The organism is Methylopila jiangsuensis, from assembly GCF_027922305.1.
In the GTDB taxonomy this organism is placed as follows: Bacteria; Pseudomonadota; Alphaproteobacteria; order Rhizobiales; family Methylopilaceae; genus Methylopila; species Methylopila jiangsuensis.
Genome location: NZ_BSFK01000016.1, coordinates 771476 through 786949, shown reverse-complemented (window position 1 = coordinate 786949; position 15474 = coordinate 771476). Strand labels below are relative to the sequence as shown.

Genomic DNA, 15474 nt, shown 5'->3' with positions numbered 1-15474 from the left:
CGCGCGGCGGCGGGGGGCCGGCCGACGCGGACCGTTGTACCTCCCGCGCCCCCGCTTGCCAATCACGGGGCGTTCACGAGCCCGTCCTTTACGGTGGAGGACGCCGCCTTCGGGCCCTGGGCCCGCGCCAGCGCCTGGGCTGCGACGAGCTGCGAGAACGGGCCGCCGGCGGTCGCGAGGTCGTCGAAGCGGCCGCGCTCCACGATGCGGCCGCGCTCGAACACCAGCACCTGATCGGCGCTGCGCACGGTGGCGAGCCGATGGGCGATGACCAGCGTGGTGCGGCCTTCCCGCGCCGCGTCCAGCGCCGCCTGCACCCGCGCCTCGGTGCCGGCGTCGAGCGCGCTGGTGGCCTCGTCCAGCACCAGGATCGGCGGGTCCTTCAGCAGCGCGCGGGCTATGGCGAGACGCTGGCGCTCGCCGCCCGAGAGCGAGGCGCCGCGTTCGCCGAGCTCGGTTTGGAAGCCGTTCGGCAGCCGGCGCACCACGTCGAGCACCTCGGCCCTGGCGCAAGCCTCCTCCAGCTCGGCGTCGGTGGCGTCGGGCCGGCCGACGCGCAGGTTGTCGGCGATGGTGCGGGCGAACAGCATCGGCTCCTGGAACACCACGCCGATGTTCCGCCGGAGCCCGTCCAGCGTCATGTCGCGGATGTCCACCCCGTCGATGGCGACGCGGCCTCCTTGCGGGTCGAACGCCCGGTGAAGCAGCGACAGCGCGGTGGACTTGCCCGAGCCGGTGGCGCCCACCAGCGCCACCATGGAGCCGGGACGGGCCTCGAAGCTGACGTCGACCAGCGTGGGCCGGGACGGCTCATAGGCGAAGGACACGTCCTCGAAGGCGATCAGGCCCTTCACCCGGCCCGGATCGCGGGCGCCCTCCCGCTCCGCCACCTCGGGTGCGGCGTCGAGCAGCGCCAGCAGCTCCGCGATGCGCGGCCCGTTCAGCAGCGCCATGTTGACGAGCTGCACCGCCTCGCCGAGCCGGCCGATCACAAGCGTGGCGAGCGCCGCGAAGGTGACGATGTCGCCGACGCTGGCGAGCCCCTGGGCGTTCAGCGCCGCGCCCGCCAGCACCACGCCGAGCACGGTGAGCGTGCCCGCGGCGGGGGTCGCGGCGGCCGCCCACGCCCACCAGGACAGCACCGGCATCTGCGCATCCAGCAGGCGCTGCATCACGTCCCGCAGGCCGCCCACCTCGGCGCGGATGCGGGCGAAGCTCTGCACCACGGCCACGTTGCCCACCGCGTCGGCGGCGCGCTGGGCGACGTCGGAATGGAAGCTCTCCACGTTCTCCTGCCGCGACTGGGTCTTGCGCAGCAGCGCGGTGATAGCGACGCCGAACAGGACCACGAGGCCGATCAGGATCAGGCCGAGCCAGGGGTTGAGCGCGAGGCTCGCCGGCAGCAGCGCCGCGAGCCCCACCAGCGTGGCGCAGCCGGAGCGGAAGAAGGCGAGCCACACGTCGGCGAGCGCGTTGGCGCCGGTGACGAGCGCCTTCACCACCCGGCCCGAATGGGTGCGGCGGTGGAAGCTCAGCGGCAGCGACAGCGTGTGGCCGAAGGCCTCGGTGAGCGCCGCGAGGCGCCGGCGATGGGTGAGCTTGTCCGCGTTCAGCCCCACCAGCACCCGGCCCACGATGGCCGCGAGCGCGATGCCCGCCCACAGCGCCGCGATCAGGCCGAGGTCCCCGGTCTCGCCCCGGGTCAGCGCGTCGACGATGCGGCCGAACAGCACCGGCTCGGCGAAGGCGGCGAGCGCCAGCGCCACGTTGCCCGCCACCAGCGCCGCCGCGAGCGGCTTCTCCGGCCCGAGCAGCCCGATGGCGCGGCGGTAGGTGGCGAACAGGCCAAAGGACGGCGTCATGGGCGGAGCGGTTCCCTGTGGATCGGGACAAAAGCACGACGGCGCCGGCACGGCGCGCAGATCGCACGCCGACATATACTGCCTACGCTTCGAATCGGGGACGCTCTCATGCCGCAGACACGATTCCGGGCTCGCGCCGGCGCCAGCTTCGCGCGTCGGCTCCGGTTCGCGCTTCTCGCCGCCGCGCTGGGCGCGCTCGGCGGCTGCGTCACCATGGAGACGACCTATCAGCCGCAGGCGCTGACCGGCGGGTACGCCGAGCAGCGCCTTGGTCCGGACACGTATCGCGTGCAATCCGCCGGCAACGCCTATGCGAGCCTCGGCTTCGTCGAGGGCATGGCCATGCTGCGCGCCGCCGAACTGACCCGAGCGGCGGGTTATGATCGTTTCATCGTCACGGACAATCAGATCGGCGTCGGATATTTCAACGTGCTCAAGGCGGCCGCCGGCGGCTCCGACATGTCGTTCGCGACCGGCGGCGAACCAGACATGTCGCGGCTCTATCTCAGCGCCGGACTGACGCCCAAGACGCCATACGTCGGACCGTCCTCGATCCGCGTCCCCCGCGAGATCAAGCCCATGGGGCACATCGTCATTCGCATGGTCAAAGCGGACGATCCGGCCGCGGCGGACGCGATCGACGCGGCTGGCGTGATCGAACGCCTCAGGCCGCGCTTCACGGCGGGGCGCTGACGCCCCGCCGCCGGTCACGGCGTCCCGTCCTTCAGTTCACCGGCGACGGGTTGGGCTTCGGATAGGTGTGCGAAATCTCCACCGCCGAGGCCCGGTCGTCAAAGCCGCGCTCTCTCAGATTGTAGAGGCCGGGGGTTCCGAAGTACGTCTTGGCGCCCTGGGCGAAGCGGGCGTCGCCGAAGTCGTGCTCGTAGAGCGTCACGGTCACCGTCCCGGTCTGCATCTTCGGCACGAACAGGCTGCTGATGACGTCGTTCGGCAGGCCGATCTGGTTCACGCCGAAGCGGTAGACGTCCTGCACCATGCGTTTCGCCATCCCAGGCCGGCCGGGCCCGCCGGTGAACATCCAGTATTCCCGGCGCGAGGCGCGGTTCTGGTCGGTGAAGCGGAAATCGGCGCGGCGCCCGAGCCCGAGCCAGTGCTCGAACGCCACCACGGCGGCGCCCCACGGGTAGGGATGGTTTCCGGTGTCGACGATGGCGGGCGGATCGTCCGTCTTGATCTCGTCCGTCACCACGTAATCGAGCCATTTGATCTCGAACGAGGCCTCCACGTTGAGGTCGGTGTTGCGCGGGTCGGCGGCGATGATGCGCCAGGTGGAGAGCGGCGGGTCCTTGTCCATGTCGATGACGAACTCGCCCTTGGCGGTGTCGTCCGGATCGAGCCATTGCGGCCCGTCCCGCTCGATCGCCACCAGCCGGACCTTGAACCGGTTCGCGACCACCAGCGGATAGATCATCGGCCGGATCGCCATCTGGTTGGTGCGGGTGTCCCTGAAGTAGCCGGGCAGCGGAACCACGTCGCTCGGCCCGTAATCGAACAGGCTGTAGGCGAGCCGCCCCTCGAACCAGAGATACCATTCCAGCTCGTGAACGTGGCCGCGGCTTTCGGAATAGTCGTTCGGCGTCCATGAATTGAGCTGCACGTGCAGGCGTTTGGCCAGCATGTCGTCCCCCTGTCCCCAAGCGCCGCGCCGGCCGCCCCCCAATGAGCCGCCGGAACCCGTTCGGCGCTTTATGGGTCTTTTATGGATTCATTTCGCGCCCGAGACATCCTCGTCAAAAGACCAACACGCCCGTGACGCGGGCGTTCGCGGCGCAAGAGGCGGGCAGGCGAGCGTGCGCGGCCCACTGGCCGCGACGCGGGCGCGCCTGTGAAGCCTTACGATCTCTTGGCGTTAACCGGTTGTTTCGGCCAACGCCTTGATCTATCTCGTCTCCATTCCCTCCCCGCCCTCCCCTCGGAGGCGCGGTGATGGCGAAGAAGCGCGTCTACATCTTCTTCCGCGCGAACGGCTGGTATCCGCTGGAGCTCGGCTCCGATGCCGAAGCCGTCGCCAACGCCGAATGCAATCCGGGCACCCTGAGGGTCGAGGACGCCCACGGTCGGCTGATCTGGCGCGAGCCGTCTCCATTCGACGTGACGCCCACGCACCCGGATGGGAGCCGAGCATGAGGCCGCCAATCTGCTATCCGCACATGAGCGAGCCACTCGATGGCGCGCCGATCCTGCGCGACCTGCACCTGCAGCTTTGTAGCGGCCTGCCCTGCGACGACGGCCGCGGAGGCCCGGTCGCGGAAGGGTTGACCGCCCTGGGCTACAGCAAGGACCGGCGTCCGTGGCTCCTGCGCTACGAGCGCCTAAACGACGGGAGCCTATGCTGGGTCGCGATTGGGTTCACCGGCGAGCGCGCCACGCCAGTCCGCGTCAACGTGCTCCGCGACGACATGGCGAGCCTCATCGTCTCGCACATGCTGACACCACGATGACCCGCCACGTCCACTTCGTCTGGTTCCGCGGCGACGAGTTCTGGTCGGCGGTGAAGGTCTGGGGCCGTCCGCACTTCATCCATCGGGGATGGGACAGGCGCGCGCGGCGCGAAATCGACTTCGACCGCGACATCATCGTGTTCGCGCGCGGCGAGCACGACCAGCCATTCGCAGAGCGCAATTTCGACGATATCAGGGAGAGATGACCCGCCTCGCCCTCACTCTCGCCGCGCCCCTGGAGAAACAAGCATGAGCGATGCATCAGGCGACCTCACCCACGGCGAAAAATATCCTTACGACTGCGACAACAATGGCGAAGCCGAGCCTTCGCCCGACTGGGCTCATTTTGCGGCGCGCGGCGTCGTCGCCAATTTGCGAGGCCGCCGCGGCATAAAATGGTCGTTTGAAGAAATTGAAGAGGACGACACCCGTAAAGAAATTGTCGAGTGCCTCGCCTCGATTATTCGACAAGCCCACGGGGAAAAGGGATGAGGTCTTCGATTTACCTCGCCGCGCTCTTGGTGCTCGTCAGCCCGGCCTTGTCTCTCGCCAGCGAGACGCAAGGCGGGTTGATTGTCATCGACGGCGATACGATGAAACTCAACGGCGAGCGCATCCGCCTACGCTCGGAGGCCGGCCCCATCGACGCGCCGGAGCTGCGCAAGGCGCAATGCCCGCTGGAGCTTTATCGCGCGGAGGCGGCGCGGGACCGGCTCAAGGCGCTGGTGGCGGCAGGCGCAGTCACGATCCGCCGCACCGGCGCCGACCGCTACGGCCGGACGGTCGCTGTGGTGTTCGTTGACGGCCGCGACGTCGGCGCGCTGCTCGTCCGCGAGGGCCATGCTAAGCCTTGGCCCACGCTCAGGCGGGCTGATCGCCCGACGTGGTGCGGGCCGGAATGAAAGGCTGAGCTGCATTACAGCCGCCGCCGGCGTGTGATTAAAGGCTGCGAGAGGTTGCGACCTCGCCATCCTTTACCCTGGCCTCCGGTGGATAGGTCAGGATCACCCGTGCGCCGTGCCTGAGCAGGAGCTGATCGCCCTCATGCAGCGAGCCCCCGCGCTGGTCCACCACCGCCCAAAACGCTGTCCGCGCGACGCTGATCCCACTCGCGCGCACGGTCACCTCATAGCCACGCACGCCGCGCCGCCAGTGTTCGACCTGATAGGCGCCGTCGAGGTTGTCGGGCCTCATCGCTGCGCCTCCGCCGGCCGCTCCGGCTGGAGCCCACGGCGATAGCCCAGCGAGGCCGCTCGATCCGCCTCCAGCCGCGCCCGCTCGACCTCCGCGAGCTGCACCAGCAGCGCGCCGATCGCCGCCCTCGGATCACCGTGAGCCTTGGCGATCAGATCCTCGATTTCCGCCGCCTCCGCGGCCAAGCGCTCGTCACGAAATAGCTCGTCGGCCGACTCGGCGGCCTCCGCCTGTCGTGTCATCCTGCCCTCCCGGTCTGATCGGGCCATGGATTCCGTGTATTCGAAACGGCTGGTGGTTTTCGACGTTCCGAGTTGACGGCCGATTCCGCAAGGGATGGTGGTTCGTAGGGCGCGACGGAGACGGCCGGGGCTGCGTAGACGTCAAGTATCGCAGCAGCCCCGGACGGCGGCTCCAGAAGGACTTAGGTCTTACTCGGCGGAGCCGCTTTGGAGGCGCGCTTAGGTTCCGCGATGGGGCGGGCGTCGTTGTTATCAACCCAGAATTTCAGTTCCTCGTAATCCGCTTGAAGATCTTCGATTGCTTCCTCAGATGCGTTGTAGTCTGCGCACATTTCATCCAGAGCCGCCCAAGCTCGGATAAGTTCGTCACGCAAGTTCTGCGCCGTTGCGGGTCTTATTTCCAACGCATCCGGAACCTCGCCACTGCTGACCGGATGCTGGTCAGACCACTCCGTCCCACTGTCGGGGCTGTGGTAGAGCCAACCGAGGCTGCCCTCGTAAGTTTCCTTGTTCTTGCTTATGACCCGCGAATTTACGTTTTCGATCAACTCCTTCGCCTCCTCGTAAGTTTCCAAATGCTTTTTCAAAACATCGTGGATTTCGTTTGCTAAGAGAGCATAATTGGCTTGACCGTCAGACTCGTATATTGCGTCGCGCTGCGCTGCTAAAAACGTGCTTTGCAGCATCTCGAAATGCTCGACTAGTGCAAAAGCCATGCGCCATGCACGCTCTTCGTAGAAGGATTGAAAATTCTCAGATTCTATTCTAAGTCTATCAATCTCACGTTGTTTTGCGCGATCGAAAATTGCGCGATCGGCGTTTCCGTCGTTTGCACGCCAATTGCCCATCAGGCGCAATCCTTTGCAGCCGAGAGAAGCTGTTCAAACTTTTCTTTAGGTATCAGCACGTAGTCGGGATGATGTTTCTCACTCGTCATGTAGTCGTCGGCGATGCCTTTGATCACGTCGCGTCCGGCCGCAAAGCCCGCCAGAAAGGCGGTGAACAGCGCGTTGTCGACGAACCGCCTGCGACGAGCCTCGATGTCCATCAGCGCGCCCTGATATTCGGATCGCTGCTGGAACTTCTTGAAAGCTGCGACCTGAACCGATCTGCGGGCGTTCAGGCCTTCATGCAGCGCAAGGCTGGCAGGTGCATCGGCCAAAGTCAGATTTTTTGCGCTCACCGGAACCTCCAAACTGATATCTGATTGCGACCGTATCTGATATCTGATACGCGGACAATATCTGATATCTAATTTGAGGCGGATTTGACTCATAACCTGATATCTAGAAATGCTGCGGCCGTGGGGCGCCCAAAGGTCAATCATGAGCAGATGCCCGCTCGCTTCCCGGCTGGGACGTTCGAGCGCATCGACGGCGTGCTTGAGGGACAGACGCGCACAGCGTTCGTCCAAGAGGCTGTAGAGCGAGAGATCAAACGGCGTGAGCGGAAGCTTCGACTTTCTGGGACTGCCTGGCATCCGGACGACGAACGTAACGGAGCAGATCCGTCCAACTAGGCGCGGCCAAGAAGCCGACGTCGTGCTGATGGTCGATGCAGAGACCGTCGCTCCAAGCTTCCAGATCTGCTGCACCGACCCGGACGTCGTTAAAGACGGCGTTCGGCATCGCGACATCAACGACACGCCTCATGGCGGGCGTCCCGTCTTGATCAGCATGCAGGTTCAGAAGGGTAGATGCCGGAACTGCGGGCGCCGCGGACTGTCAGAGATCCTGCCGCACGTCCGGCCCGATCGCTGGATGACGGATCGGCTTTACGTGTTCATCGCCCGCGAGGGCCTGAAGCAATCCAACACCCACTCCGAGGTCGCAAGGATTGCTTACGTCAGCGAGGGCACGGCCCGCGCCATCATCCACGAGTACATCAACGCGAAGGTTGCGCTCGTCCAACGCGAGACGCCGCGGGTGCTCGGGATCGACGAAAAGAAGCTCCTGGGCGACTTCCGAGCGGTCATCGGCAACATCGAGGAGAGGACCGTTTTGAACGTCCTTCCTGACCGCCGGGAGGCTCTTAGGGCCTATCTTGAGGATCTGCCGGACCGACACAAGGTCGAGGTCATCTGCATCGACCAATATCGAGCCTACCTCACGATGGCGCAGGACATTTTTAAGGGCGTCCCGGTCGTCACCGACAAATTCCACGTGATCCGCCGCGCCAACGAGGCGATGGACGCCGTTCGCATCCGCGTCGCCAAGGGCATCCGCTCCGAGCACGTCGGCCGCGCGGTTCGCCTGAAGATGTCGAAGACGTTGTTCTGGACTCGGTCGAACGATCTGGAGGGGGAAGCCCGAGCGACCGTTAGGGAGTGGTGGAACCGCTACCCCGAACTCGCTCACGCCTACTGGACGAAGGAGCGGTTCTTCGAGATCTACAACTGCCAGACCCGGGTCGAAGCTGAGAGGGACTATGCGACGTGGCGGCGGGCGCTGCCCGACCCGATTGCGAAGGAGTTCAAAGCCAAGCTGACGATCGGCAGGGACTGGTACGAGCACGTCTTCAACTACTTCGACCATCGATATACGACGGCCTATGTCGAGAGCGTCAACCGCATGCTCGACACGATGCAAGCCGCCGGTCGCGGCTATTCGTTCCCGATCATCCGCGGCAAGCTGATGCTGTCGTCGCCGCTGGAGAAACGCACCTTCCGCGACCGGCATCCCGGCAAGTCCGTCCAGTACATCGGAGAGGCTCCGCCCCTGCCGTCGACAGCGTGGGGCGTCGACATCGACAAGGCGACGCGGGCCATGCAGTCGAGCTTCGAATCCTTCCGCCAGGTCGAAGGCGGCCGCTACGTCAGTACAGGCCGCCAGAGCGGCCTAGCCACCATCGAAATGGATCTGGCGGGATTGACCTAACCACCATCCTTTTCGAATACCCTGGATTCCATGAGAACGGAAAGAGAACAAGAAACTTTCGCCATCACAAAAGAAAAATCGTAAAATCCGTTGACGATGACACTCAATGTGTGTACTTATCTAGACATCGGCAGCGAGCCGATACGGGCGCCTCGCCGGAACAGGGGCTGGACGGCGAAAATGACCAAGCTCACTTCCACCCAGACCCGCAGCGCCTTCGCGATGGCGTGGGGCTTCGCCCGTGAAGCGGCCGCGCGCCTCGGCGGCTCGGCCCGCGCCTTCTGGCAGGACGCCCTCTGCCAGGCCTACGCCAAGCTGCGCAAGCCGGCCCTCACCCGCAAGGAGATCGCCAAGACCCTCGACATGTACGCCGACCGCGCATGGCGCTCCACGCCGGCGACCTCGAAGCAGGTCTGGTTCCTCGCCGGCCTGCTGGAGCAGACGGGCGGCAGCCCCTACGACGTCATCAACCGCGACATGCTCACCAAGTCGTACGCCTCGCTCATGATCGACATGTGCCAGCGCGACCTCGCTCGCGCCGCCTGATCCACAGCCCACCACCGGAGAAATCACAATGATCGCGCTCGCCACTGTCGCCGCCGCCCGCAAGGCCGACATCATCGCCGACATGAACCACATGGCCTCTCGTCCGGCCGGCTGTCCGTGCAACGTCTGGCGCGAAAGCGGCCCTGTTCGGCAGACCAACTTCGCCGTTCGTGATGGCCGCTACAAAACCCGTCCGCGACGCCAGATCATGGCGGACACGACCGCCGACATGAGCGTGATGGTGCTGTCTCTTGGCGCGCAAGGCCGCATCATCGACCGCATCGACCTCACTGCGCCGGACGCGCAGGAGCGGCTGGATCGCTACGCCGAAGCCTGAAAACAGAACGGCCCGCGCCGGAGCGCGGGCCTTATCTGTTGGACATATCGTCCTTCCCAACCGACACCGGAGCATCGGCGGGTCACACCGACTGCGTGCAGCAGCGCCCGCCGCGCACCGTTCTCAGAGATTGCCAGCGGGCGATCCAAGTAAAAGGGACCACGGCCCAATGGTCAACCACCCAAAGCGCAGCACGCGAAACCGTCCTGGCACGCCGACGCCTGAGCAGATCAAGGCCGCCCGAGAGGCTGTCGGGCTGACACAGAAGCAGGCGGCCGATCTGGTGCAGGCGTCTTCCCGCGCGTGGCAGAATTGGGAGGCGCCCGTGGGCTCTCCCGAAGGGCGGGCGATGCGGCCTGCGCTTTGGGAGATGTTTCGCGCCAAGGCTGGAATCGAGCCCTGAAAACACAGCGGCCCGCGCCGGAGCGCGGGCCTTATCTGTTGGGCATTCGCCCTTGCCAACCGACGCCGGAGCATCGGCGGCTCACGCTGACTGCGTGCAAGCCCACGCATACTGCCGCCCTCCTGGAAAAGATGCAACATGAAACACGAAACCAAAACGACTTTCGGGATGACCCGATGGAGCGCGCGATCCGCGAAGCTCTGGACAGCGCCGGCATACGCTATGTGATCCCGCACGATACGCACCTTGGCGCCGGCGCCCTCGACTTCGATCTGCCTGACCACGGGCTGTCTATAGAGGTCAAGCAGTTCCACAGCCCGCGGATCGCCAAGCAGATGACGCTCGCGCCCAACATCATCGTCGCGCAAGGACGCGTCGCGGTGATGGCGCTCGCTCATATGATCCGTGGCGGCGGGCTCCCCGCAGCGCCGGCCGGCGCGCAGAAATGAAACGCGACGGCCGCGGCCACTGGGGCGACGACGAGCCGGACCCGAGATGGCCCGGCTGGCGGGCGGTCCTGCTCGCATCCGCGGCGCTTGGCTTCGGGCTGGCACTGGCATGGCCGGCGATGTGGGCGGGGTGAAATCACCCCGGCGCCTCCCACGTCGGCGCGGCGCAGACCGCCGGCTCCCGCTGGCAGAAGGCGCCGATGGCCCGGCGGTGTGCTTCGGTCGCGCCGACCGCGGCCGCCAGCATCGCAGCCAGGAGCAGCGTCAGCCCCGGCCGCGACCAGCCTCGGACGCGCCAGACCAGGACCATCTTCGACGCCACGGCCGTCAGAAGCGCCGCCTGCGTCATCGCATAGGCCGTGTAGGACTGGCTCTCGGTGACGATCTGGAGCATCCGAACCGAGAAGCTCGCATCAATCGCCCGCGGGTAGATCCATCGCACGGCCAGCACGGCGATGGCCGCATGCGTGAAGATCGAGAGCGGCAGGATCGGCCACAGCTCCGGCCGCGGCCGGAGCCGGCGCGTCTCCCAGCTCCAGACCGCGAACACGACGCAGGAGATCGCGCACACCTGCAGAAGCAGCGACTGGATCGCCGCATACAGCCAATAGGTCCATTCGACGGTCATCGCCCCCCCCTGCCATGCAACGCCACGCCGAGATGGTCGAGAGCGCGCCGCAGCCGTTCAGAGCCCGGCGTCGCCTCTCCCGCGATCCTGTCGATTTCAGCCAGTTTGGCGTCCGCGAACCGCAGCGCCCCGGCGGCGCGCCGGTCGGATCGGAGTGTGGCTTTCGCCCAGACGCGGCTGACCACCTGCATGATCCACCTCATCGTTACCGCCCGCTTCTGATCTGGGTGGTGATGTCTTCCAGCGCCTTCGCGAGCTTGCTGTCCGAGGATCGACGTTCGCCGGCGAGTTCGGTCACCTTGTCGGTGGCCTTGTCGCCGACCGCGAGGAGCTTGTCGGTCAACTCGTCGATGCGGTTGTCCGCCCGCCAGAGCCTCCACACGAGGAATCCGCAGAACCCGGCGAGCAGGCCGCCCGCCGGGCCAAGCTCCTTGAACAGGAACGCGAGGAAGCTCTGTACGGCCGTCAGGACCTCGGACACGCACGTCGCCTCACTTCGCGTCGGCGAGCTTCGCAGCCGCCTCCACGACGGCGGCCTTGGCCTCCGGCAGGCGGGCCAGCACCTTCTCGTGCAGCGCGTCGTCGGACTGCCCGAGCTTCGTCACCGCCGCCGGGTTGTTGTCCTTCGCGAAGTCGATCACCTCGCGGACGATCGCGCCGGTGGTGGCCGGCCCGAGGTCGGCGCCGGCGAGCGCGCGGCGGGCGATGATCGCCTTCAGGCCGTTCTCGATCGTGCGGTAGAGCGAGAGCGCCAGCTCGCGATCCTTGATGGTCTTCAGCGCTTCGAGCGCCTTGGCTGCGGCGAAGGCCATCGCGGCCGCGCCGATGACGACCGCGGTCTCGACGACGTGAGGCCGAAGGCCGGCCCAGATTTCGGAGAGGATGTCCATGGGGGTGGGGTCCGATCACGCCAACCCGGCGGCGAGCAGCGCCACCCAGGCCAGCTTGCAGGCGACGTGCAGCGCCTGATCTGCGTTGTAGGAAAGGCGGCCGTCGCACTTGGCGTAGTCGATGGCCGCGTGGGCGACGGTCTCCGCGAGGCCCAGCCAGTGCGAGCCCGTGATGAGCCCGACAGCGGCGCCGTGGATCGCTGCGTGCGCGGCGAGCGCGCCGGGCCAGATCGCTTCGCCCGGCACGAGGTTGAGCGTGTGGTTCTTGGCTCGGCTGAGCCAGTCGCCCTGCAGCGGGTAGTCGCAGAGCGCGTGGGCGGCGAGCAGCAGCCCGAGGATGGCGAGCAGGTTCATGGCCGCCTCCATCACGCGTCCGCGCCGTCGTCCGCGCCCGGCACGGGCGGAAGCGGCGGCTCGTAGGGTTCGGGATCGTCGGGCGGGCTCACAGCAGCCTCTCCCGCGCCAGCCGCAGGGTCACGAACGCCTCGTTCGCTGCGGCGAAGGCCGCGTCGAACTCCGCCAGCCGGGCGGCGCGGTCGTCAGGCTCGGGGGTGGGCTCGGGCTTCGCGCCGTCGAGGATGTCGGGCAGCGGGGCCGGCGCGACGCCATAGCCCGCCGCCTTCAGAGCGGCCTCGAACTTCGCCGCATAGCCGGCGATCAGCGCCGCCTTGTCCGTGCCGTTGATCACCCGACGCGCGCTCGTGTAGTCGGCCTTGGCGGCGGTGATGTAGTCGCCGAGCTTCTTGCCGGTGAAGGTCCCGAGCAGCGAGCCTTCCACGAGGATGCGGGCCGCGAGCGCGGGTTCCGCCGCCATCTCGGGGAGCCGGACGAGGTCGTACCCGGTGCGCTCCGACCAGTCCGCATAGTTGCGGCGGCCCGTGATCTGCACGAAGCCGCGGCCCTTGAACCGCTTGCCGTCGCCCGTTTGCGTGTTGCCCAGATCCTTCCGGCCCTCGTAGGCCGCGCCCGAGGCGTATTCCTCCATGGTGCGGAAGCGGTCCGCCTCGTGGAAGGCCGTGGCGAGGATGTAGGCGAGCTTGCGCAGGTCGCCGTCGCCGAACAGGCTCCAGCCCTTGAGGATGGCGGTCAGGCCATCCACGGCCTTCTGCGGGAGCGTGCCTCCAAACGGCTGCGCCCGCACGGCCGCGAAGAATGCGGCTGCGTCCATATCGTCTCTCCTGAAATGAAAAAGCCCGCTCGAGGCGGGCCGGGACGGTCAGGCTTCGGAAGAGCGATGGCTCACACAGCCATCCCGATCAGCGCGTAATAGTCGCGCAGAGCGTCGAACTCGCTCGCAACCTGGGCGGCGGTCAGCGGCGCGGAGTGGAAGGCCGCGTGGGCCATGTCGCCGGCGCCTGCGAAGTCGGCGAGATAGTGCCCGCCCATGCGGAAGCCGTTCGCCGACCCGATCGCGCGCGAGCTGAACGCCACCAGTGCAGAGATCATCTCCGAGCCCGCGTGCCGCTCGTAGATCGTCACGCGGGTGTTGGTGACGGTCACCGCGTAGGCGCCCCAGCGCGCCCCGCGACCGGGATCCGAGGCGGCGACGTCGACGCTTTGGGCGGGGACGCCGGAATAGCCGCGCGCGAGCGCGCTGGCGTGGGCGATCACCTGGCCGTAAGGCGTCGACGAGTTGACGAAGTTGGAGATGAGCGGGAAGTTGCTCGCCGCCTCAGCCCGCGCCATGGCGATCAGCGTGTAGCCAGAGCCGTCGCCGGCCGCGATAAGCTCGGTGGCCGTCCACTCCGTCCGATAGCAGTTCAGACGATCAAGTCGAGCATGACGCGCGCTGAGCGTCGGATCGCCCGACACAATGACGTTGCGGCCGGCGATCATTTCGGTGGGCCGGCCCGAAACGTCCAGGAAGTCGGAGCCGAAGAAGTATGCGGCGAACGCGGTCGGCCCGGTTTCGAGCGTTGGGATCGAGCCGTTGCCGGCGCCCGCGAAACTGGCGCCGCTGTCCGGGACGGTGAGAACGAGCGTTTTCATTCGAAAGGAACCTCACAGATGGGGAGCCAGCGGTGCATCGGCTGGTTGATCCCGGCCGGATCGAAGATGAGCGAGGCGCCCGCGTTGTCCCTGACGTTGCCGAGCCCCTTGGTGGCGCTGCCAGCCCACGCGTAGCGCAGCGTGCAGCCGGCGAGCGGGACGGCGGCGGTGAACTTGATGCGGTCCCGGCTGATCAGTTCGAGGGCCACGGGCACGTTGGCGCCGCCGCTGTCGACGACGGTGAAGCCGTTCTGCGGCTGAGCCGGGACCGTGGTGACGTCCAGCGTCAGGCCGCCGACGGCGGACGGGAGATGGGCGATGGCGATTGAGCCATAAGCCTGCGCGCTCTCGATCGTCAGCGGCCTCGGCTTCTCGCCGTCGAACAGCCAGCGCTTGAAGCCGAGGCCGTAATAGGCCCCAAGCCACTTCGACGACGCGTTGGTGATGTGCAGGTCATCGGCCTGCGCCATGAAGTACAGCGGCGTGGCGAAGCCGATCATCTCTTCGGAGGCCAGGTCGAGCTGCGCCAGCGCGATCGTTGGCGTGGCCCGGCCCGCGTCCAGATGGGTCGCGGTCTGAGCCAGCAGCATCGGGATCGGCCGGTCGACGCCCGTCGCCGCGAAGGCCGCCGCGCGCACCTGCGCCAGATAGGCGATCACGCTCTGGCGGTAGGCCGCGCGGGCCGTGCCGCCGAGATAATCATTTTCGCCTTGCGTCCAGGCGATGCCGGAGAGAGCGTAGGATTTCCCGCCGTCGCCGGCGCGTGCGGAGCCGTTGGAGATGTTGCGCGGGATGCGGTCCCAGCGGAAGCCGCTGGACAGCTCCTGCACGGTCGACCAGCCTTGGCCGGGCGCCGACAGCAGCAGCTCGGTTCCGGCCTCGAGGTCAATCCCATCCTCATCGGCCAGAAGCTGCTTGAGCATTTGCGCCAGTCCGTAGCAAGGCGTCTCGCCGCGCAGCCCATCGTGCGGCGTTAGGACCTCGTTCAGCCCCACGAGAGACGCGTAGTTGGCCGCGTCGTCGCTCTCGTCATTGGCCGAAGTCGTCGTCCCCTCCTGTGGGCGGACGCCGCCGACGAAGCGGTAGGCGCCGGTAAGAGCGGCGGAGGACAGGACCGGCGTCGACCTGTAGCCCGTGGACAGCGACTGACCGAGCGACATGAAGTGCAGCAGCTCAGCCAGCGTCGCCGCGCTGCGCCAGCCATCGCCGGACCCGCCTCCGCCGGCCTCCAGCGCGGCGAGGCGCCCGTCGATGCGGCGAATGTGAGCGTGGCGAAGCTCCAGCGCATCGCCGCTGAATGCGAGGTGACCAACCTCGTCGCCGATGGCGAAGGCGCCGTCGCTGAAGCCCTCGCGCACCGCGCGAGCCGCGGGCTCTGCGGCGTCGGCGCGGGCGCTGAGGCCGCGGATGACTGGATGATGGATGTCGTCTCGCGTGACAGAGACGAGCACCCCGCCGGCCTGGTCACGCACGGCGAATGAGGGTTCGGTCGCAGGCCTTGCGCCGAGCTTTTCGTCGAGCGCGTCGGTGCGCGCGCGGCTGTCCGCATAGACCTTGGAGAGATCGCCTCGCGTGGCGTTGTCCCGATCCGTCATG

At 67.0% G+C, this 15474-nt stretch carries 24 protein-coding genes; 10 read left to right on the top strand and 14 right to left on the bottom strand.

Translation table 11 applies throughout. The annotated features are described in order from the left end of the window. Positions 1–62 precede the first annotated feature (62 nt). Positions 63–1862, bottom strand: a complete 1800-nt coding sequence (locus tag PKE85_RS16720) for a glucan ABC transporter ATP-binding protein/ permease (RefSeq protein ID WP_271205900.1) — start codon at positions 1860–1862, stop codon at positions 63–65. 108 nt (positions 1863–1970) lie between these two features. Between PKE85_RS16720 and PKE85_RS16715 the strand changes: the two genes are divergently transcribed. Further along, positions 1971–2555, top strand: a complete 585-nt coding sequence (locus PKE85_RS16715) for a CC0125/CC1285 family lipoprotein (protein WP_271205899.1) — start codon at positions 1971–1973, stop codon at positions 2553–2555. Positions 2556–2586: 31 nt separating this feature from the next. Here PKE85_RS16715 and PKE85_RS16710 read toward each other — a convergent pair whose 3' ends face one another. Next, complete coding sequence (locus PKE85_RS16710) at positions 2587–3501, bottom strand: hypothetical protein (protein ID WP_271205898.1); 915 nt, start codon at positions 3499–3501, stop codon at positions 2587–2589. Positions 3502–3809: 308 nt separating this feature from the next. On the opposite strand from PKE85_RS16710, the gene PKE85_RS16705 reads away from it, so the two are divergent. From PKE85_RS16705 to PKE85_RS16685, 5 genes are read left to right on the top strand one after another with little or no spacing between them, the layout of a single operon-like run. Then, complete coding sequence (locus tag PKE85_RS16705; protein WP_271205897.1) at positions 3810–4010, top strand: hypothetical protein; 201 nt, start codon at positions 3810–3812, stop codon at positions 4008–4010. Then, complete coding sequence (locus tag PKE85_RS16700; protein ID WP_271205896.1) at positions 4007–4324, top strand: hypothetical protein; 318 nt, start codon at positions 4007–4009, stop codon at positions 4322–4324. The genes PKE85_RS16705 and PKE85_RS16700 overlap by 4 nt, the downstream gene beginning before the upstream one ends. Then, the gene (locus PKE85_RS16695; RefSeq protein ID WP_271205895.1) at positions 4321–4530 is read left to right on the top strand and encodes a hypothetical protein; all 210 of its coding nucleotides are present in this window, start codon (positions 4321–4323) and stop codon (positions 4528–4530) included. Before PKE85_RS16700 ends, PKE85_RS16695 begins: the two co-directional genes overlap by 4 nt. Positions 4531–4573: 43 nt before the next feature. Next, a complete protein-coding gene (locus tag PKE85_RS16690) occupies positions 4574–4816 on the top strand; it encodes a hypothetical protein (protein WP_271205894.1) in 243 nt (80 codons plus the stop codon). Beyond that, entirely contained in the window at positions 4813–5226 is a 414-nt protein-coding gene (locus PKE85_RS16685; RefSeq protein WP_271205893.1) for a thermonuclease family protein, read from the top strand. Before PKE85_RS16690 ends, PKE85_RS16685 begins: the two co-directional genes overlap by 4 nt. A gap of 37 nt (positions 5227–5263) precedes the next feature. Here the strand turns inward: PKE85_RS16685 and PKE85_RS16680 are convergent, their stop codons facing one another. The 4 genes from PKE85_RS16680 to PKE85_RS16665 all read right to left on the bottom strand — a co-directional run bounded on the left by PKE85_RS16680 (position 5264) and on the right by PKE85_RS16665 (position 7354). After that, on the bottom strand, positions 5264–5518 hold the full coding sequence (locus PKE85_RS16680; protein WP_271205892.1) for a hypothetical protein: 255 nt from the start codon (positions 5516–5518) through the stop codon (positions 5264–5266). Then, on the bottom strand, positions 5515–5760 hold the full coding sequence (locus PKE85_RS16675) for a hypothetical protein (protein WP_271205891.1): 246 nt from the start codon (positions 5758–5760) through the stop codon (positions 5515–5517). The genes PKE85_RS16680 and PKE85_RS16675 overlap by 4 nt, the downstream gene beginning before the upstream one ends. Before the next feature lie 182 nt (positions 5761–5942). After that, the gene (locus tag PKE85_RS16670) at positions 5943–6608 is read right to left on the bottom strand and encodes a hypothetical protein (RefSeq protein WP_271205890.1); all 666 of its coding nucleotides are present in this window, start codon (positions 6606–6608) and stop codon (positions 5943–5945) included. Then, positions 6608–7354, bottom strand: coding sequence for a hypothetical protein (locus PKE85_RS16665; RefSeq protein WP_271205889.1), 747 nt, complete (start codon positions 7352–7354; stop codon positions 6608–6610). Before PKE85_RS16665 ends, PKE85_RS16670 begins: the two co-directional genes overlap by 1 nt. Here PKE85_RS16665 and PKE85_RS16660 point away from each other — a divergent pair. The 4 genes from PKE85_RS16660 to PKE85_RS16645 all read left to right on the top strand — a co-directional run bounded on the left by PKE85_RS16660 (position 7308) and on the right by PKE85_RS16645 (position 10371). Further along, positions 7308–8636, top strand: a complete 1329-nt coding sequence (locus PKE85_RS16660; protein WP_271206090.1) for an ISL3 family transposase — start codon at positions 7308–7310, stop codon at positions 8634–8636. The genes PKE85_RS16665 and PKE85_RS16660 overlap by 47 nt on opposite strands. A 180-nt stretch (positions 8637–8816) precedes the next feature. Further along, positions 8817–9182 (top strand): hypothetical protein, encoded by a 366-nt coding sequence (locus PKE85_RS16655; RefSeq protein ID WP_271205888.1) that lies wholly within the window; start codon positions 8817–8819, stop codon positions 9180–9182. Positions 9183–9210: 28 nt separating this feature from the next. Continuing rightward, the gene (locus PKE85_RS16650; RefSeq protein WP_271205887.1) at positions 9211–9519 is read left to right on the top strand and encodes a hypothetical protein; all 309 of its coding nucleotides are present in this window, start codon (positions 9211–9213) and stop codon (positions 9517–9519) included. A gap of 579 nt (positions 9520–10098) precedes the next feature. Continuing rightward, positions 10099–10371, top strand: a complete 273-nt coding sequence (locus PKE85_RS16645; protein ID WP_271205886.1) for a hypothetical protein — start codon at positions 10099–10101, stop codon at positions 10369–10371. A 136-nt stretch (positions 10372–10507) separates the two neighbouring features. On the opposite strand, the gene PKE85_RS16640 is transcribed toward PKE85_RS16645, so the two are convergent. The 8 genes from PKE85_RS16640 to PKE85_RS16605 all read right to left on the bottom strand — a co-directional run bounded on the left by PKE85_RS16640 (position 10508) and on the right by PKE85_RS16605 (position 15473). Continuing rightward, positions 10508–10999, bottom strand: coding sequence for a hypothetical protein (locus PKE85_RS16640; RefSeq protein WP_271205885.1), 492 nt, complete (start codon positions 10997–10999; stop codon positions 10508–10510). After that, positions 10996–11190: a hypothetical protein gene (locus PKE85_RS16635; RefSeq protein ID WP_271205884.1), complete on the bottom strand. Its 195-nt coding sequence runs from the start codon at positions 11188–11190 to the stop codon at positions 10996–10998. Before PKE85_RS16635 ends, PKE85_RS16640 begins: the two co-directional genes overlap by 4 nt. Before the next feature lie 14 nt (positions 11191–11204). Further along, complete coding sequence (locus PKE85_RS16630) at positions 11205–11480, bottom strand: hypothetical protein (protein ID WP_271205883.1); 276 nt, start codon at positions 11478–11480, stop codon at positions 11205–11207. Between the two features lie 10 nt (positions 11481–11490). Further along, the gene (locus tag PKE85_RS16625) at positions 11491–11889 is read right to left on the bottom strand and encodes a hypothetical protein (protein ID WP_271205882.1); all 399 of its coding nucleotides are present in this window, start codon (positions 11887–11889) and stop codon (positions 11491–11493) included. A gap of 15 nt (positions 11890–11904) precedes the next feature. Then, positions 11905–12243 (bottom strand): DUF3307 domain-containing protein, encoded by a 339-nt coding sequence (locus PKE85_RS16620; RefSeq protein WP_271205881.1) that lies wholly within the window; start codon positions 12241–12243, stop codon positions 11905–11907. 88 nt (positions 12244–12331) lie between these two features. Next, the gene (locus PKE85_RS16615) at positions 12332–13057 is read right to left on the bottom strand and encodes a hypothetical protein (RefSeq protein WP_271205880.1); all 726 of its coding nucleotides are present in this window, start codon (positions 13055–13057) and stop codon (positions 12332–12334) included. A 71-nt stretch (positions 13058–13128) separates the two neighbouring features. Further along, the gene (locus PKE85_RS16610) at positions 13129–13878 is read right to left on the bottom strand and encodes a hypothetical protein (RefSeq protein ID WP_271205879.1); all 750 of its coding nucleotides are present in this window, start codon (positions 13876–13878) and stop codon (positions 13129–13131) included. Next, positions 13875–15473 (bottom strand): hypothetical protein, encoded by a 1599-nt coding sequence (locus PKE85_RS16605; protein ID WP_271205878.1) that lies wholly within the window; start codon positions 15471–15473, stop codon positions 13875–13877. The genes PKE85_RS16610 and PKE85_RS16605 overlap by 4 nt, the downstream gene beginning before the upstream one ends. Position 15474 lies beyond the last annotated feature (1 nt).

Bases quoted from the DNA above. Each gene is read 5' to 3' on its own strand.
- PKE85_RS16695 (WP_271205895.1), top strand. From the start codon at position 4,321: ATGACCCGCCACGTCCACTTCGTCTGGTTCCGCGGCGACGAGTTCTGG.
- PKE85_RS16675 (WP_271205891.1), bottom strand. From the start codon at position 5,760: ATGACACGACAGGCGGAGGCCGCCGAGTCGGCCGACGAGCTATTTCGT.
- PKE85_RS16640 (WP_271205885.1), bottom strand. From the start codon at position 10,999: ATGACCGTCGAATGGACCTATTGGCTGTATGCGGCGATCCAGTCGCTG.
- PKE85_RS16670 (WP_271205890.1), bottom strand. From the start codon at position 6,608: ATGGGCAATTGGCGTGCAAACGACGGAAACGCCGATCGCGCAATTTTC.
- PKE85_RS16705 (WP_271205897.1), top strand. From the start codon at position 3,810: ATGGCGAAGAAGCGCGTCTACATCTTCTTCCGCGCGAACGGCTGGTAT.
- PKE85_RS16645 (WP_271205886.1), top strand. From the start codon at position 10,099: ATGGAGCGCGCGATCCGCGAAGCTCTGGACAGCGCCGGCATACGCTAT.
- PKE85_RS16650 (WP_271205887.1), top strand. From the start codon at position 9,211: ATGATCGCGCTCGCCACTGTCGCCGCCGCCCGCAAGGCCGACATCATC.
- PKE85_RS16620 (WP_271205881.1), bottom strand. From the start codon at position 12,243: ATGAACCTGCTCGCCATCCTCGGGCTGCTGCTCGCCGCCCACGCGCTC.
- PKE85_RS16605 (WP_271205878.1), bottom strand. From the start codon at position 15,473: ATGACGGATCGGGACAACGCCACGCGAGGCGATCTCTCCAAGGTCTAT.
- PKE85_RS16610 (WP_271205879.1), bottom strand. From the start codon at position 13,878: ATGAAAACGCTCGTTCTCACCGTCCCGGACAGCGGCGCCAGTTTCGCG.
- PKE85_RS16685 (WP_271205893.1), top strand. From the start codon at position 4,813: ATGAGGTCTTCGATTTACCTCGCCGCGCTCTTGGTGCTCGTCAGCCCG.
- PKE85_RS16680 (WP_271205892.1), bottom strand. From the start codon at position 5,518: ATGAGGCCCGACAACCTCGACGGCGCCTATCAGGTCGAACACTGGCGG.
- PKE85_RS16655 (WP_271205888.1), top strand. From the start codon at position 8,817: ATGACCAAGCTCACTTCCACCCAGACCCGCAGCGCCTTCGCGATGGCG.
- PKE85_RS16625 (WP_271205882.1), bottom strand. From the start codon at position 11,889: ATGGACATCCTCTCCGAAATCTGGGCCGGCCTTCGGCCTCACGTCGTC.
- PKE85_RS16690 (WP_271205894.1), top strand. From the start codon at position 4,574: ATGAGCGATGCATCAGGCGACCTCACCCACGGCGAAAAATATCCTTAC.
- PKE85_RS16635 (WP_271205884.1), bottom strand. From the start codon at position 11,190: ATGCAGGTGGTCAGCCGCGTCTGGGCGAAAGCCACACTCCGATCCGAC.
- PKE85_RS16660 (WP_271206090.1), top strand. From the start codon at position 7,308: ATGGTCGATGCAGAGACCGTCGCTCCAAGCTTCCAGATCTGCTGCACC.
- PKE85_RS16615 (WP_271205880.1), bottom strand. From the start codon at position 13,057: ATGGACGCAGCCGCATTCTTCGCGGCCGTGCGGGCGCAGCCGTTTGGA.
- PKE85_RS16700 (WP_271205896.1), top strand. From the start codon at position 4,007: ATGAGGCCGCCAATCTGCTATCCGCACATGAGCGAGCCACTCGATGGC.
- PKE85_RS16715 (WP_271205899.1), top strand. From the start codon at position 1,971: ATGCCGCAGACACGATTCCGGGCTCGCGCCGGCGCCAGCTTCGCGCGT.
- PKE85_RS16710 (WP_271205898.1), bottom strand. From the start codon at position 3,501: ATGCTGGCCAAACGCCTGCACGTGCAGCTCAATTCATGGACGCCGAAC.
- PKE85_RS16720 (WP_271205900.1), bottom strand. From the start codon at position 1,862: ATGACGCCGTCCTTTGGCCTGTTCGCCACCTACCGCCGCGCCATCGGG.